General features: G+C 71.4%; 19 protein-coding genes. 7 read left to right on the forward strand and 12 right to left on the reverse strand.

The window, feature by feature from the left end; genetic code table 11:
* Positions 1 to 6: 6 nt before the first annotated feature.
* The 8 genes from HZF19_RS01975 to HZF19_RS02010 form a co-directional block, all read right to left on the reverse strand.
* Positions 7 to 834 carry an SDR family NAD(P)-dependent oxidoreductase gene (locus HZF19_RS01975; protein WP_208027061.1) on the reverse strand — a complete coding sequence of 276 codons (828 nt, stop codon included), beginning with the start codon at positions 832 to 834 and terminating at the stop codon, positions 7 to 9.
* A gap of 4 nt (positions 835 to 838) precedes the next feature.
* The gene (locus HZF19_RS01980; RefSeq protein ID WP_208027062.1) at positions 839 to 1,600 is read right to left on the reverse strand and encodes a glucose 1-dehydrogenase; all 762 of its coding nucleotides are present in this window, start codon (positions 1,598 to 1,600) and stop codon (positions 839 to 841) included.
* Positions 1,597 to 1,953: an EthD domain-containing protein gene (locus tag HZF19_RS01985; RefSeq protein WP_208027063.1), complete on the reverse strand. Its 357-nt coding sequence runs from the start codon at positions 1,951 to 1,953 to the stop codon at positions 1,597 to 1,599. Before HZF19_RS01985 ends, HZF19_RS01980 begins: the two co-directional genes overlap by 4 nt.
* A 30-nt stretch (positions 1,954 to 1,983) precedes the next feature.
* Positions 1,984 to 2,469, reverse strand: coding sequence for a nuclear transport factor 2 family protein (locus HZF19_RS01990; RefSeq protein WP_208027064.1), 486 nt, complete (start codon positions 2,467 to 2,469; stop codon positions 1,984 to 1,986).
* 10 nt (positions 2,470 to 2,479) lie between these two features.
* Positions 2,480 to 3,259, reverse strand: a complete 780-nt coding sequence (locus HZF19_RS01995; protein ID WP_208027065.1) for an SDR family oxidoreductase — start codon at positions 3,257 to 3,259, stop codon at positions 2,480 to 2,482.
* 12 nt (positions 3,260 to 3,271) lie between these two features.
* A complete protein-coding gene (locus HZF19_RS02000; protein ID WP_208027066.1) occupies positions 3,272 to 4,177 on the reverse strand; it encodes a TIGR03619 family F420-dependent LLM class oxidoreductase in 906 nt (301 codons plus the stop codon).
* A 99-nt stretch (positions 4,178 to 4,276) separates the two neighbouring features.
* A complete protein-coding gene (locus HZF19_RS02005) occupies positions 4,277 to 5,146 on the reverse strand; it encodes an LLM class F420-dependent oxidoreductase (protein ID WP_208027067.1) in 870 nt (289 codons plus the stop codon).
* A 30-nt stretch (positions 5,147 to 5,176) separates the two neighbouring features.
* Entirely contained in the window at positions 5,177 to 5,851 is a 675-nt protein-coding gene (locus HZF19_RS02010) for a TetR family transcriptional regulator (RefSeq protein ID WP_235979202.1), read from the reverse strand.
* A 115-nt stretch (positions 5,852 to 5,966) separates the two neighbouring features.
* On the opposite strand from HZF19_RS02010, the gene HZF19_RS02015 reads away from it, so the two are divergent.
* The gene (locus HZF19_RS02015; protein WP_208027069.1) at positions 5,967 to 6,446 is read left to right on the forward strand and encodes a COG4315 family predicted lipoprotein; all 480 of its coding nucleotides are present in this window, start codon (positions 5,967 to 5,969) and stop codon (positions 6,444 to 6,446) included.
* On the opposite strand, the gene HZF19_RS02020 is transcribed toward HZF19_RS02015, so the two are convergent.
* From HZF19_RS02020 to HZF19_RS02030, 3 genes are read right to left on the reverse strand one after another with little or no spacing between them, the layout of a single operon-like run.
* On the reverse strand, positions 6,427 to 7,059 hold the full coding sequence (locus HZF19_RS02020; RefSeq protein ID WP_208027070.1) for an isochorismatase family protein: 633 nt from the start codon (positions 7,057 to 7,059) through the stop codon (positions 6,427 to 6,429). The genes HZF19_RS02015 and HZF19_RS02020 overlap by 20 nt on opposite strands.
* A 4-nt stretch (positions 7,060 to 7,063) precedes the next feature.
* On the reverse strand, positions 7,064 to 7,903 hold the full coding sequence (locus tag HZF19_RS02025; RefSeq protein ID WP_208027071.1) for an LLM class F420-dependent oxidoreductase: 840 nt from the start codon (positions 7,901 to 7,903) through the stop codon (positions 7,064 to 7,066).
* 21 nt (positions 7,904 to 7,924) lie between these two features.
* Positions 7,925 to 8,923 (reverse strand): LLM class flavin-dependent oxidoreductase, encoded by a 999-nt coding sequence (locus tag HZF19_RS02030; RefSeq protein WP_208027072.1) that lies wholly within the window; start codon positions 8,921 to 8,923, stop codon positions 7,925 to 7,927.
* A gap of 139 nt (positions 8,924 to 9,062) precedes the next feature.
* Here HZF19_RS02030 and HZF19_RS02035 point away from each other — a divergent pair, with 139 nt between their 5' ends.
* Positions 9,063 to 10,280: an acetyl-CoA C-acetyltransferase gene (locus tag HZF19_RS02035; RefSeq protein ID WP_208027073.1), complete on the forward strand. Its 1,218-nt coding sequence runs from the start codon at positions 9,063 to 9,065 to the stop codon at positions 10,278 to 10,280.
* A 70-nt stretch (positions 10,281 to 10,350) separates the two neighbouring features.
* Here the strand turns inward: HZF19_RS02035 and HZF19_RS02040 are convergent, their stop codons facing one another.
* Positions 10,351 to 11,262: an SDR family oxidoreductase gene (locus tag HZF19_RS02040; RefSeq protein WP_208027074.1), complete on the reverse strand. Its 912-nt coding sequence runs from the start codon at positions 11,260 to 11,262 to the stop codon at positions 10,351 to 10,353.
* A gap of 64 nt (positions 11,263 to 11,326) precedes the next feature.
* Between HZF19_RS02040 and HZF19_RS02045 the strand changes: the two genes are divergently transcribed.
* The 5 genes from HZF19_RS02045 to HZF19_RS02065 are packed head-to-tail and all read left to right on the forward strand — an operon-like array spanning position 11,327 to position 15,380.
* The gene (locus HZF19_RS02045; RefSeq protein WP_208027075.1) at positions 11,327 to 12,166 is read left to right on the forward strand and encodes an LLM class F420-dependent oxidoreductase; all 840 of its coding nucleotides are present in this window, start codon (positions 11,327 to 11,329) and stop codon (positions 12,164 to 12,166) included.
* A gap of 58 nt (positions 12,167 to 12,224) precedes the next feature.
* Complete coding sequence (locus HZF19_RS02050) at positions 12,225 to 13,223, forward strand: XRE family transcriptional regulator (protein WP_208027076.1); 999 nt, start codon at positions 12,225 to 12,227, stop codon at positions 13,221 to 13,223.
* Positions 13,220 to 14,026 carry a molybdate ABC transporter substrate-binding protein gene (gene modA / locus HZF19_RS02055; RefSeq protein ID WP_208027077.1) on the forward strand — a complete coding sequence of 269 codons (807 nt, stop codon included), beginning with the start codon at positions 13,220 to 13,222 and terminating at the stop codon, positions 14,024 to 14,026. Before HZF19_RS02050 ends, modA begins: the two co-directional genes overlap by 4 nt.
* Complete coding sequence (gene modB / locus HZF19_RS02060; protein ID WP_208027078.1) at positions 14,026 to 14,685, forward strand: molybdate ABC transporter permease subunit; 660 nt, start codon at positions 14,026 to 14,028, stop codon at positions 14,683 to 14,685. Before modA ends, modB begins: the two co-directional genes overlap by 1 nt.
* A complete protein-coding gene (locus tag HZF19_RS02065) occupies positions 14,682 to 15,380 on the forward strand; it encodes a sulfate/molybdate ABC transporter ATP-binding protein (RefSeq protein WP_208027079.1) in 699 nt (232 codons plus the stop codon). The genes modB and HZF19_RS02065 overlap by 4 nt, the downstream gene beginning before the upstream one ends.
* Position 15,381 lies beyond the last annotated feature (1 nt).

Consider the following 15,381-nt stretch of genomic DNA (forward strand, 5'->3'; position numbering starts at 1 on the left):
GACCGGTCAGGCGTCGCGCTGGGGATCGCCGAGCAGCTCGCCGAGCAGGTGATCGACCTGCGCGCTCGGCAGGATGCTGCCGCCGTCGACCAGCAGGTTCTGACCGGTGACGTAGCCAGCCAGATCCGAGCACAGGAACGCCACGACCTTCGCCACGTCCTCGGCGGTACCGGCCCGGCGAAGCGGCGTCCGCCGCTCGAGGGTCTCGATCCACGCGGGGTTCGCGAAGGCGAACTCGGTGAGGTGGGTGCGGATGAACCCCGGGGACACGCAGTTCACCCGGATGCCCTCAGGGCCGTATTCGAGGGCCGCGCTCCGGGTGAGTGCGATCACCCCCGCTTTGGCCGCCGCATAGGGGGCCTCGCCCCTCGTGGGGCGCACCCCGCTCACCGACGCCACGTTCACGATGCTCCCCCCGCCCGAGGCGCGCAGGTGGGGCACCACTGCCCGGATGCCGTTGAACGCGCCCTTCAGGTTGACCGCGATCAGCCGTTCCCACTCGGCCTCGGCGTACTCGTCCAGCGCCTTGAGGTTGCCGATCCCCGCGTTGTTGACCAGGCCGGTCAGCCCGCCCAGGTCGCGGGCCGCGCCGGCGATGGCCTCCTGCATGGCATCGGTGTCGGCGACGTCCACCTCGACGGACACACCATCGAGGTCCCGGGCGACCCGCTGCGCGGCGGTGCCGTCGACGTCGAGCACCGCCACCCGGGCGCCCTCGGCCACGAGGCGGTGCGCGGTCGCCTCCCCGATGCCCGATCCGCCGCCCGTGACGGCGACCCGTTGCCCGTCGAGCAGTGCCATCAGCGCGCGTACCGGGAGCGGATCCGCAGCCATCCGATCACGTCGCCAGCACTCCCCCGTCCACCGCCATGGCATGGCCGGTGACGAACGACGCCGCATCGGAGCACAACCACACGATCGCTTCCGCCACTTCCTGCGGTGTGCCCAGACGGCCGATGGGCTGCATGCGACCCATCCCTTGCAGGGTCTGCTCGTCGCCGCCGGCGAAACCTTCGAGCATCTGGGTTCGCACGTTGCCAGGGCACACCGCGTTGACCCGGATGCCACTCCTCGCGAACTCCAAGGCCACGCTCTTGGTCAGACCGATCACCCCGTGCTTGCTGGCGACGTACGCGGGCAGGTGAGCGAAGCCCATCAGCCCCGCGGCGGAGGCGACGTTCACGATCGCACCGCCGCCCGCGGTCACCATCGCGCTGATCTCGGCCCGGAGGCACATGAACGTGCCCGTGAGGTTCACCGCGAGGGTGCGCTCCCAGTCCTCGAGGGTCTGGTCGGTGAGCGCCGCATAGGCGCCTGGACGGCCGGCGTTGTTCACGGCGACGTCGAGTCGCTCGAAGCGGTCCAGAGTGGCAGCGACCATCGCCTCCACCTCATCAGGCACGGCGACGTCGGTGCGCACGAAGACCGCCTCCCCGCCGCTGGCATGGACCGCGTCGGCGACGCCGGCACCTTGCACGTCGTCGAGGTCGGCCACCACCACCCTGGCGCCGGCGGCCGCGAGCTGCTCCACCGTCGCTCGCCCGATGCCCGACGCTCCGCCGGTGACCAGCGCGACCTTCCCAGCGAACGAGCCGCTCATGCCGGGGGCCCGTCGATCACGATGGTCGGCTCGCTGGTCACCATCCACACCAGCGAGTCGGTGTCGAGGAAGCGCTGCTCGTCCGGGGCGATGAGCTCGGCGTAGGCCGGTTCGGCGATGAACGCCTCCAACGCTGCCGGGGTCACCATCCACTGGATGGTGACCCCATCGAAACCCTCGGTGCCCATCCAGCCGGCGAGGGCGGTCCGGCGGTGCTGCTCGTAGCGCACGATGTGGCGGGCCAGCTCCGGGGTGTTGGCGATCAGCGGGCCGTGACGGTTCTCCCAGTGGTCGTAGAACTCCTCCAGGGTCAACCCCGGTTTGCGCTTCAGGAACGCGACGAGCTTCACCATGGGCTCACGCTAGCGGAACGAGAACGCGTTCTACTTGGGGTCGAAGCGGGTGGTGCTGTGGAACGACGTGTTGCCCACCAGGTCCACGAACATCATCCGCTCGGCGAACCGCCACCCCCCGGCGGGGTCGCGCACGAACCGATCGTGGTAGCGGCCAGCCATCACCACCTGCAGCCCGAAGGCGGGAGGCACGGCTTGGAGCACCGAGACCACCGACCTCGACAAGGCGACTGTCCGGTCGCCGCCCACCTCGACCACGAGGTTGCTGACCACGTGGAGGGTCCGGGGCGAGCCGTCATGGAAGCGCATGCCCTGCTCGATCACCCGGCGGAACGCCGCACCGCCGGCACGGGGCTCGCGGCCGGCGAGGGTGAAGGTCGCCTCACCGAAGAGCTCCTCGACCCGGTCGAGGTCCGCGTCGTCGATCGCCTCGGCCAAACCGAAGACCAGGTTGGCGATGGCCCGCTCGTCGGGGATCGGGTCGCTGCCGCTCGTCACGACCGCCGGTCCGGGCACGCCACCGGGGTCACTGCAGGTAGTGCCCGCCGTTCACCGGGAGGCTCTGGCCGGTGACCGCTCGGCTGAGGGACGACGAGAAGAACAGCACGGCACCGGCGATCTCCGAGGAGGGCACGATGTAGCCGAGGCAGGTCTGGTCCGCGACCTTGGCGTACTCCTCCTCGAAGCTCGTGCCGTTCTGCTCGGCGAGGTGGTTGAGGTACCACTCCACCGAGCTGCCCCAGATGTAGCCGGGGTGGATGCCGTTCACCCGTACGCCGTCGCGCCCGAGTTCCCGAGCCAACGTGCGGGTGGCGGTGGCGAGCGCCCCCTTGGATGCCGCGTACGCCCCGAAGTTCGGCTCCACCAGGTGCACCGACATGGTGTTGATCATCACGATGTGGCTCTCCTCGTGCTCCTTGAGCAGTGGGAGCACGGCCTTCGTGAGCTGCAGGGTGCCCCAGAGGTTGACGTCGAAGGTGGCTTTCCACTCGTCGAGGTCGGAGTCCTCGAAGGACTTGTAGTTGCCGTCGTGGAAGGCGTTGTTGACCAGGATGTGGGCGGTGCCCAGCTCCCGCCGGACGGTCTCCGCCAGGCGGTCGCAGTCGACCCGGCTGGAGATGTCGGTCCGCACGCACACCGCCCGCCGGCCCAGCCCCTCGACCTCCTCCGCCACCGCGGCCATCCGGTCCTCACGGCGCGCGGCCATGACGATGTCAGCGCCTTCGCGCGCCAGCGCCAGCGAGATGTCCCGGCCCATGCCCGGGCCGAGCCCCGAGACGATGGCCACCTTGCCTTCCAGCAACACGACGCCTCCTCGTCACTCCTGGTCGTCGAGCAAGGGCGCCACCTCGCGCCCGAACGCTTCGATCAGCTCGCAGTACTCACCCACCGACGATGCCCGGAACATGACCTGGAGCTGGTTCACGCCGATCGACGCGAACCGGCGCAGCCCGGCTGCGATCTCCTCGGGTGATCGGGTCATGTCGATCGGGCCGGTGTTCACCCCGATGTCGATGGGCACGTCGCCCCGCCGGTCCCGGATGAACTGCACTGCGGCCTTCATGCCCATCTCGGGCGGTCCCTGCGGGAGCCAGCCGTCGCCCCGATCCGCGGCCCGGCGCAGCGCCGCCCGCGACGAGCCACCCACCCAGATCGGTGGCCCGCCGGGCTGCACCGGGCGGGGTCGCAGGCCCGCGTCGCGCACCGGCCAGGTCTCACCGTCATGGAGCGGGTACTCGTCGGTGAACGCGGCCCGGACCACGTCGATCGCCTCGTCGAGGAGCTGGCCGCGGCGATCGAAGTCGACACCTAGCAGCTCGAACTCGTCGCGCACGTGACCGGCGCCGACACCCAGGATCGCCCGTCCCTTCGACACCGTGTCGAGGGTCAGGAACCCCTTGGCCGTCATCAGCGGGTGTCGGTAGGGCAGGACGTAGACGTGGCTGAGCAGGCGGGTGCGGTCGGTGACCGCCGCCAAGTAGCCGAGCGTGGTGAGGGTGTCCCACCACGTCGTGCTCATCACCTCGTCGTGGGGGCGAGGGATGGCCACGTGGTCGCACACCGCGACGTAGAAGAACCCTGCGGCGTCGCATGCCCGGGCGATGGTGGCCAGCTCGTCGATGCCGCAGGTCGCCTCCCAGGCCTGTGCGTACCGGGTGCTCTGCGACTGCACCGGAAGCTGGATCCCGTAGACGAGCCGACCCGGCGGGATGATTGCGGCCACCGCCCTCCCCAAACAATAGAAACGTGTTCTCGTTCCGCACTCTCGCAGGTCCGGGCTCTTCGCGCCACCCGTCCCGGTAGGACTGCGACTGCGGTGGGCTCAGCGGTGGATGACCCGCTCGGCGAACGCCGACATCTGCGCTTCGAGGCGCGCCAGGTCCCCTTCCCGGGTCGAGATGACCAGGCGCGCCGCGCCCTGCTCCTCGGCCCGCTCGACGTCGTCGGGCCCGATCACGTCGAGCAGCCCTCCCAGTGACAGCTCGATGGCTTCCGGGTCGCGCCCGGCCTCGAGCGCTGCGGCCCGCACCAGCGACATCCGCTCCGCGAGTGCATTGCCATCGAGCCCGAGAGGCTGGAACCCGTCACCGACCCGACCCGCCCGGCGGGCGGCTGCCGCCGAATGGCCGCCGACGTGGATCGGCACGCCGCCGGGCTGCACAGGTCGGGGTCTGCTGATCGCCCGCTCGAAGGAGAAGAAACGCCCCCGATACGTCGCCTCCTCCTCACGCCAGAGAGCACGCATGGCCTCGATGGCCTCGTCGGTGCGGGCCCCACGGCTCTCGAAGTCCACGCCCACCGCCTCGATCTCCTCCCGCATCCACCCCACCCCGACACCGAGGCGTAGCCGGCCACCGGAGAGCGCGTCGATGGTCGCGAGTCGCTTGGCGAGCTGCACGGGATGGTGCTCGGGCAGGACCAGGATGCCGGTGGCCAGCACGATGCGCTCGGTCACCCCCGCCAGGAAGGCGAGCAGGTCAAGCGGATCGGGGATCGGGCACTCGTCGGGTAGCGGCATGCGCCCGCCCGCGGCATAGGGGTAGCGGGCCGCGTAGCCGGCCTGCACCACGACGTGCTCGACGGTGTAGAGGGACTCGAACCCGACCGCCTCCGCGTGCCTGGCGAAGCGGGCCATCCAGGCCGGGTCGGCGGTGACACCCGCTCGGTAGGGGGGGAGGATGCCGAAACGCATCGGGCGATGGTAGGCGCCACCGGCAAGGGGCTAGGTGCCCGCCGGTGGCCGCTGACCGGTGACGGTCGTGTAGACGATGCGGGCCATGCTCCGCTGCAAATCATCGGTGCGGATGCCCCAGAACTCGAAGCCGTAGCGGTGGGCGGCCACGTGAGCGAGCATCGAGACCAGCACGCCGGCGGTGGCCATGGGGTCGAGGTCGGCGGGATGGCGGCCGCTCTTCGCCGCGGCCTCGATGACCTCGGCCAGCGCGTTGGTCAACCCGTTGAGGAGCGCCACCCGGATCTTGCGGAAGCGCTGGTCGCCTTCGTCGGTGGCTAGGTCCACCACCCGGAGCACCGCGCGGTGCTCCTCCCAGAAGGCCATGACCTCCTCCACCACCCCCATCGCGGTCTCGTAGGCGGGCCGGCCCTTCCAGTTCCCGTCCCGCACCACGCCGCTGAGCCGGGCGCTGCCCGCCTGGGACATCTCCTCCGCCAGCACGAGGATCGCGCTCTCCACCTCGGGGAAGTACTGGTAGAAGGTCGCCGGCGAGGTACCCGCCCCGCGGGCGATGTCGACGACCTTCAGGTCCCGGTACGAGGTGGACCGCAGCATCTCGGCCGTCCGCTCGAGCAGGCGCTGGCGGGTGGCCCGACCCCGGCGGCCCGGCACCCGGCCGTCCGCGGCCCGCAGCTCGTCGTCGGCCACGTCCGGGGAGGGCATGCTCACCCGCCTCACGTTAGCCCTCCACCCCCTGCAACTGACGATACGTCAGCTCGGGCTACGGTGCAGGCGGAACAGGCGGAGGATCCGCCACCCGGAGGAGGGAGGCAGCTCGATGCGCACCCGGTCCCGCTGGTCGATGGTCGTGCTGACGCTGGCGCTGCTCGCCGGGTGCAGCACGTCCGACGATGGTTCGGTCGGCGGCGACGGGGTGGTCGTGGAGGACACCGAACCACCCGCCGAGGCGATCGCGGTGACACCCAGCCCGCTCGGCGACATCCTGGTGGACACCGAGGGCATGACGCTGTATGTCACGTTGAACGACATCGGCGGCGTGCCGACCTGCGTCGATGCCTGTGCCCGGACCTGGCCGCCGTTCGTGGCCGATGCCGTCGAACCACCAGCGCAGTTCGACATCACGGACTTCGAGCAGGTGCCGCTCCCGGACGGCACGTTCCAGATCGTCTACAAGGGCCACCCGCTCTACCGCTTCAGCGGCGACCGGGCCCCCGGTGACACGAACGGCCAGGGGATGGACGGGGTGTGGTACGTGCTGGGCCTCGACGGCCAGCCCATCAGGACCCCCTCGAGCTGAGCCAGGCACCCAGGATCTCGCTGGCCGCGGGCAGGGTGGCCACCAGCGACAGGGTGTTGTCGAGCACCGCCTCCGCGTAGTCCTCGGGGATGCCGGCCACCGCGTCGCGGGGCATCACCATCTGGTAGCCGGCATTGACCGCGTCGAACGCGAAGTCGAGCATCCCGACGTTCACCGACACGCCGACCCCCACGATGGTGGTGACCCCGAGGTTGCGCAGCACCGCGTCGAGGTCGGTGCCACCCATGGGGCCGAGGCCGTGGAGGCGGGTGAGCACCACGTCGCTCTCGGCCACGCCGATCTCGGGGATCACCTCCACCGCCGGCGTGCCCGGGGTGAGGGGCACAGGGGTCTTCAACATGCCCATGAACAGCCGGGCGTTGTGGTTCGAGCCCCTACCGTCGGGACGCCGGGCCGCCACGCAGTGCACGACCGGGACCCCGGCCTGGCGAGCGGCGGCAGCCAGGCGGGCCGCGTTGGGAATCATCCGCCGGCGAGCGATCTCGGCAAGTTGCGGCAACGCGGCCGGCTCGCCGATCACCCCGTTCTGGCACTCCTGGGTCACCAACGCGGTGTGACCGGGGGCGACGAGGTCTCGCAGGTCGACCGGCATGAGCTCACCGAAGGTAGTCGTCCGCGAAGCGGCGCAGCCCGTCCACCGCTTCCCGTGAGCGGGTCCAGGGCACGACGATCAACCGGTCGACGCCGGCCTCGGCCCACCGTTCGAGGTCCGCGGGATCGCGTACCGCACCCATCACCGTCACCTGCACGGGTCGATCGGCGCGCCCGTACTCCTCCTCGAAGGCTCGCAACTTGCGTACCTGCGGGACGACGGACTCCGGGGTGTGGGACATCCCGATCCAGCCGTCACCAAGGCGGGCGGCACGGCGCAGGGCCCGATCGCTCTCGCCGCCGACAACGATCGGCGGGTGGGGGTGCTGGACCGGCTTGGGCTCGAACATCACCGGCGCGAAGTCGAAGAACTCGCCGTGGTGCTCGATCACCTCCTCGGTCCAGAGCCGCTTGCACACCTCGATGGCTTCGTCCAGGCGCCGGCCGCGGGTCGCGGGGTCGAGGCCGACCGCCTCCCACTCGGTGGTCATCCATCCCGCTCCCACCCCGACCTCGGCTCGGCCACCCGAGAGCACGTCGAGGGTGGCGAAGGCGCGGGCCCCCACGAAGGGGTGGCGGATGCCGAGCAGGTAGACGAAGGTGCCGAGACGGATCCGGGTGGTCTGCGCGGCGACGAAGGACAGGTAGGCGCCCGGCTCGTAGACGGGTGTGCTGGGCGGGACGGGCGGGTGCTCCTCCCCCGGTACGAGCTGGCCGCGCATCTCCACCGGGAACACCAGGTGCTCGGGAAGCCAGGCCGATTCGTAGCCCAGGCGGTCGGCTTCACGCACCGTCTCCAGCCAGTACGCCGGATGCAGCTGGCCGAACGTGATGGCGAACTTCACGGTCGATCCCCTCCAGCCGCTTCAGACGACGTTGCGGATGCGGGGCAGGACCTTCTCGGCGAACAGCTCCAGGCTGGCCCAGGCCAGCTCGGGAGGCACCCCACCGCAGAGCGGATGGTTGGTGAGCGCTCCCATGGGGCCGAGCGCGCCGGCCAACTCGACGCACTCGTCCGGGGTGAGGATCCGATAGACGCCCTCGGCCCGCAGCTCCTCGACGGTGGTGGCCCCCGAGTTCACCGACGACCGTACGTCCGCGGTCTGCCAGCTGTGGTAGGTGACCGCATCGTGCAGCAGGTACGGGCCGAGCTGATCCCAGGCCCGGTCGGGGTCCTCGCTCACGAAGAGCGTCCCGGGCTGATCGGGATGTGGTGCGAGCACCAGTCCCGGCGTCTTGCCGAGCCGCTCACACTCCGCGACGTAGAGCGCGCTGAGTTCCTCGTCGCCGATCGGTGGAAAGAAGCCGAGCCCGAAGCGGGCGGCCCGCTTGGCCGCGGCCTTGCCCGAACCGCCGATCATCAGCATCGGGTGCGGTTGCTGCAGCGGGCGCGGTGTCACCCGCACGGTCTGGCCGCCGACATCGATGGGCTCACCACTCCAGGCCCTGATCATGGTCTCGAGGCACTCGTCCATCCGCCGGCCCCGGGAACTCCACTGGCGGTCGAACATCGCGTACTCGACCGGCCGGTAGCCCAGCCCGGCCACGATCGACACCCGCCCACCGGAGAGGAGGTCCAGCACGGCGATGTCCTCGGCGAGGCGAATCGGGTCATGGAGGGGGACGAGCAACGCCGCGACGTTGAGGGGGATCCGCTCGGTCGCCCCGGCCATCGCCGCGGCCATCACCAGCGGGGAGGGCAGGAAGCCGTCGTCGGCGCCGTGATGCTCCGAGAGCACGAGCAGGTCGAAGCCCTGTTCGTCGACCCACTTCCCCATCTCGAGTGCCGCCGAGTAGAGCCGGGAGGTGGCCGCGGGATCCATGCCCGGTGCTCGCATGTCGAAACGGATGACGGCCAGCGCCATGACGAACCCCCCTCTGCACGATTTAGAACACGTTCTAGTCAATGCCGCGGCGTCTCGCCACCGCGCCACCGCCTCAGGTTTGCCCGCCCGCCTCGCCGCGCTAGACAAGGGCTCTGCCAACCGCTCGAAGGGGGAAACCATGCCCGAAGCCGTCATCGTCGCCACCGCCCGCACGCCCATTGGTCGAGCCAACAAGGGGTCGTTGGTCAATGTGCGGCCCGACGACATGACCGCGTTCATCCTGAAGGACGTGCTGGGCAAGGTGCCCCAACTCGACCCGACGCTGGTCGAGGACGTGCTGGTGGGCTGCGGCCAGCCCGGGGGCGAGTCCGGTTACAACATCGCCCGGGTGGCGGCCGTGCTCGCGGGGCTCGACGAGGTACCCGGGGTGACCGTCAACCGGTACTGCTCGTCGTCGCTGCAGACCATCCGTATGGCGGCGCACGCCATCAAGGCCGGCGAGGGTGACGTGTTCATCGCCGCCGGGGTGGAGACCGTGAGCCGCTACATGCACGGCGCAGCCGACACCGGCCCCCACAACCCGGCGTTCGCGGATGCCGAGGCCCGCACGATGGAGCGTTCGCAGGGAAGCAAGGGTGACTGGCAGCCGCCCGCGGGCCTGCCCGACATCTACATCGCCATGGGCCAGACCGCGGAGAACGTAGCCGAGTACGAGCAGGTCAGCCGCGAGGAGATGGACGAGTTCGCGGCCCTGTCCCAGCAGCGGGCCACCGCCTCGCTCGAGCGCGGCTTCTGGGAGCACGAGATCACCCCGCTGCCCGCCACCGACATCGAAGGCAACGAGGTGCTGGTCACCAAGGACGACGGCATCCGCCCTGGAACGACCGTGGAGGCGCTGGCCAACCTGAAGCCGGCCTTCCGCCCCGACGGCCGGGTGACCGCGGGCAACGCCTGCCCGCTCAACGACGGGGCGGCCGCGGTGATCGTGATGAGCGACACCAAGGCCGCGGAGTTGGGCATCACGCCGCTGGCCCGGGTGGTGTCGAGCGGGGTCAGCGGGCTGAACCCCGAGATCATGGGCATGGGTCCGGTGGAGGCCAGCCGGCAAGCGCTGAAGCGTGCCGGCATGACCATCGACGACGTCGACCTGGTGGAGATCAACGAGGCGTTCGCAGCCCAGGTGATCCCCTCTGCCCGCCACCTCGGCATCGACTGGGACAAGCTCAACGTGAACGGCGGCGCGATCGCGATCGGTCACCCGTTCGGCATGACCGGCGCCCGCATCATGACCACCCTCATCCACGGCCTGCAGGACGCCGACAAGACCATCGGCCTGGAGACCATGTGCGTCGGCGGCGGCCAGGGCATGGCCATGATCATCGAGCGCCTGAGCTGACCAGCGAGCCCCGCCGGTCAGCTTCCCCGCTCGATCTCGGCGGACCCCTCGCCCGCGTCGCGCCGGCCGGTCATCCCGCGCCGTAGACGGGCGCGGGCGGCGGGGCCTCGGCGAGGAGATCGTTCACCACCGCACCCACCTCCGCCGGCTCGTAGCGTGCCCCCTTGTCGAAGTTCGGGCCGTGTTGCCAGCCGTCGGCGATGCTGATCTTGCCCCCTTCGACCTCGAACACCCGACCGGTCACCCCGGCCGAGTCCACCGAGCCCAGCCACACCACCAGCGGCGAGACGTTCTCGGGAGCCATGGCGTCGAACTGCCCTTCGGCCGGCGCGGCCATGGTCTCGGCGAACACCTGCTCGGTCATGCGGGTGCGGGCGGCAGGGGCGATGGCGTTGGCCGTGACCCCGTAGCGGGCCCACTCGGCCGCCTGGACAAGCGTGAGCGCGGCGATGCCGGCCTTGGCCGCCGAGTAGTTGCCCTGCCCCACGCTGCCCATGAGACCCGCGCCCGAGCTGGTGTTGATGACCCGGCCCTCGACCTGCTCACCCGCCTTCGCCCGGTCACGCCAGTGGGCGATGGCGTGACGAGCCGGGGCGAAGTGGCCCTTCAGGTGCACCCGGATCACCGCGTCCCACTCCTCCTCGGAGATGTTGGCGAGCATCCGGTCGCGCAGGAACCCGGCGTTGTTCACCAGCACGTCGAGCCGGCCGAAGGTCTCGATCGCCTGGGCCACCATCGCCCCCGCCTGCTCCCAGTCGGCGACGTCGGCGCCATTGGCGACCGCCTCACCCCCCATGGCCCGGATCTCCTCCACCACCTCCCCGGCCGGCCCGGTCGAGCTGCCCGTGCCGTCGATCTCCGCCCCGAGGTCGTTGACCACCACCCGGGCTCCCTGCCGGGCGAACTCCAGCGCGTGCGCCCGGCCGAGACCGCGCCCCGCGCCGGTGACGATGACGACCCGACCTTCACAGATTCCGCTCATGAAGCGATCATGCCCGAAATCTGACGGGTCATCACATCTGCCAGCGCCCGCGTAGAGTGCCGCCATGCGCTTCGGGGTCACCATGTTCGCCACCGACCGGTCGATGGACGTGGTCGAGCTGGCTCGCGAGGCAGAGGCCCGTGGCTTCGGATCGATCTACCTGCCCGAGCACACTCACATCCCCGTGAGCCGGCGCACCCCGCCCCCGACCGGGGATGCCGAGCTCCCCGAGGAGTACGCGCGCACCCTCGACCCGCTGGTGGCGCTGGCTGCCGCAGCCTCGGTCACCTCGTCGATCCGCCTCGGCACCGGCGTGGCCCTGCCTGCCCAGCGCGACCCCATCGTCACCGCCAAGGCCATCGCCACCCTCGACCTCGTCTCCGGGGGGCGGTTCGTGTTCGGGATCGGCTTCGGCTGGAACGAGGACGAGCTCGAGGACCACGGGGTGGCCATGGCCGACCGCCGGGCCGTGTGCCGGGAACGGGTGCTGGCCATGCGCTCGCTGTGGACCCAGGACGTGGGTGGCTACCAGGGTGAGTTCACCCGCATCGCCCCGAGCTGGTCGTGGCCCAAGCCGGTGCAGCGTCCGCACCCGCCGATCCTCCTCGGAGGTGGAGCCGGCCCGAAGCTGTTCGCCCACATCGTCGAGTACGCGAACGGGTGGATCCCCATCGGCGGCGCCGGGCTCTCGTCGTCGCTGCCGCAGCTCCGGGCGCAGTGGGCGGAGGCCGGGCGCGACCCCGAGGAGCTCGAGGTGGTGCCCTTCGGGTCCATCCCCGACCCGGGCAAGCTCGAGCACTTCGAGCGCATCGGTGTGACCGAGTGCGTCTTCCGCCTGCCGTCGGCCACTCGCGACGAGGTGCTGCCGGTCCTGGACCGCTGGGCCGCGCTGCTCGTGCGCTGACGGTCCTGCCGACCCGTCCGATCGATCCAGGATCCTGGCTGCTCGCTAGGATCCGAGCATGCGGGTTCGGGAACGCCGGATGGAGCTGGGCTGGTCGCAGGCGCAGCTGGCTGAGCGGGCCGGGGTCTCGCGCCAACTGGTGTCCGCGGTGGAGTCGGGCCGGCACGAGCCCAGCGTTTCTGCGGCGCTGGCGATCGCCTCCGTCCTGGGCATGCCCGTCGAGCACCTCTTCGGCGGCCACGAGGCCCACCTCGACGCGGTGGCGGTGATCGGTGACTCGTTGCCGATCGGCCCGGTGCGGGTGGGACGGGTGCGAGACCGACTGGCGGCGGTACCGGTCGCTGCCCTGGAGGAGCTCGACGGGGTGGTCCCCGACGGCCGCTGGACGGGTTCGGGGGTGGAGCTGCTGCCCGCCGCGCAGCCGTCGGCGGTAGTGGTGGCAGGATGCGAGCCCGCGCTGGGGCTACTGGCCGGCACGGCCCCGAAGCGGGCAGGCGTGCTGTGGGCCAGGTCCTCGAGCGGCGACGCCCGCCGGGCCCTGCTGGACGGCCGAGCCCATGCCGCCACGGTCCACGAGCGCTCGGACCGGATCCCCACCCCGACCGAGGGCATCGAGGCGTACGAGCTGGCCAGGTGGCGGGTCGGGCTGGCGTTCGACCACCACCTCGGTTCGGCTGCCGACGTCGTCGGCGCCGGAGGGGTCGTGGCCCAGCGCGAGCGATCCGCAGCCTCCCAGGCGGCGTTCACCCGATGGCTGCACCGGGTGGGCCTGCGCCAGCCCAAGGGCCCACGGGTGGGCGGCCACGTCGCGGCCTGCCAACTGCTCGCCGCCGGAGCCGCGAACGCCGGGGTCACGACCGAACCCGCGGCGATCGCGGCGGGCCTTCGCTTCGAGGCCTTCGAGGAGCACACGGTGCAGCTGTGGTGCCCGCGGGACCTGCTCGCCGAGCAACCCCTGGCTGCGGTGTTGGACGAGCTGGTCTCGTCCGCGTTCGCCCGCCGGCTCGGCTCCCTGCCCGGCTACGACGTGGCCGTGCTCGGCCGGCGCGTGGCGTGAGCTGGTACCGCCACCTGATCCTCGCCGGGGCAGTCGCGCTCGGACTCCCGGCGTGCGCCTCGACCGGCAGCACCGCCACCGCGGGCGAGAGCTCCCGCACCCCGACGTCGGCGATCACCGTGGCCGCCGCCGCAGACCTGCGGTTGGCCTTCGCGGAGCTGGGAAGGGCCTTCGAGGCCCAGAGCGGTACCGCGGTGACCTTCTCGTTCGGCTCGTCCGTCCAGCTCGCCCAGCAGATCCGCAACGGCGCGCCGTTCGACGTGTTCGCCTCCGCCGACGTGGAGCTCGTCGACGACGTGATCGCGGCAGGCAAGGCCGATCGCTCCACCAAGTCCACGTACGCCTTCGGGCGCATCGTCGTCTACACCGCCGAGCCGAGCGGGCCGACCACCCTCGACGGGCTCGCCGCTCCTGGCGTCCAGTGGGTGGCGATCCCGAACCCCGAGCACGCCCCCTACGGGGTGGCCGCCGAGGACGCGCTGCGCGCCGCCAGGGTGTACGAGCGGGTGGCCCCCAAGCTGGTGCTGGGTGAGAACGTCTCCGACACCCTCCGGCTGGCCACCAGTGGGAACGCGGACGCCGCGATCGTCGCCCTGTCGCTGGTGGTCACCCGTCAGGACGGCACCTGGGCCCTCGTGGACCCCGCCCTGCACCGACCCCTGGAGCAGGCCCTGGTCGTCACCTCGACCGACCCCGCCCGGGCGGAGCCCGCCCGGCGGTTCGCCGCCTTCGTCGGCTCGCCGGCCGGCCGCGAGGTCATGAACCGCTACGGGTTCGTCCTGCCCGGCGAGCAGGCCCGCTGATGGACTGGACACCCCTGTGGCTCTCGGTGCGGGTGTCGCTGACCGCGACGGCCATCGTGGCCGTCACCGGCACGGCCGGCGGGTACCTGCTGGCGAAGGCGAGGTTTCGCGGGCGTGGCTTGCTCGAAGCCGTGGCCAGCCTGCCGATCGTGTTGCCGCCCACGGTGCTCGGGTACTACCTGCTCGTCGCCCTGGGCCGCGACTCCTCCATCGGGCGGGCCTGGGAGTCGATCTTCGGGTCGCCGATCGCGTTCACCCTCACCGGCGCGGTGATCGCCGCCACGGTGGCCTCCTTCCCGTTCTGCCTACGCGCCGCCAGGGCTGCGTTCGAGGCGGTCGACCCCCGGGTGGAGCAAGCAGCCCGCACCGTGGGCCTCCCCGAGTGGCGAGTGGCGCTCCAGGTCACCCTGCCGATAGCGCGGCGGGGGGTGCTGGCGGGGATCACCCTGGCCTTCGCCCGAGCCCTCGGAGACTTCGGCGCCACGGTGATGGTGGCGGGCAACATCCCCGGCCGCACCCAGACCATGCCCATCGCGCTCTACGACGCGGTCCAGGCCGGCAACGACGACCGCGCCGCCCTCCTGGCGATCGTCCTGTCGGGGGTCGCGGTGGCCGCCCTGCTCGCCGTGGGTCGCCTCGGCCGGGCGACCGTGCCGTGATCCCTGACCGGTGCGCGCTGGCGGTGGCCGTCCGCCGCGACCTGGGCGAGTTCCGGCTCGAGGTGAGCTTCACGGTCGAGGCGGGCCTGGCCGTGGTCGTCGGCCCGTCCGGGGCGGGCAAGTCGCTCACCCTCGCTCTGATCGCCGGGCTCGAGCGGCCGGATCAGGGCACGATCCACATCGGCGGGCAGGTCGTCGCCGATGCCGGGCGTGGGTTGCACGTGCGCACCCAGCAGCGCCGGGTCGGCATGGTGTTCCAGGACGCGCTCCTGCTACCCCACCGCACCGCCGTGGACAACGTCGCCCTCGCGGTGCCCGGTGACCATCGCCGGGCGCGGCGCCAGACCGCCATGACATGGCTGGAGCGGGTGGGCGCCGCCGAGCTGGCCGCTCGGCACCCTCGGCAGCTCTCCGGGGGGCAACGCCAACGGGTGGCACTCGCCCGGGCCCTGGCCCGTACGCCGCGACTGCTGCTACTCGACGAGCCGTTCTCCGCCCTAGACCAGCCCACCCGCCGAGACCTGCGCCACCTGGTGCGCGACCTCGTCGACACCGCAGGCGTTCCGGCCTTGTTCGTCACCCACGATCCCGCCGAGGCCGACGAGCTGGCCGACACCCTCATCACCTACGACCATGGGGTCGTCACGGCGATCGAGCGACGTCGGCGGCCTCGCACGCCGGATCAGGACGCATGAG

The organism is Rhabdothermincola sediminis (assembly GCF_014805525.1).
GTDB lineage: Bacteria > Actinomycetota > Acidimicrobiia > Acidimicrobiales > Acidimicrobilacustridaceae > Rhabdothermincola > Rhabdothermincola sediminis.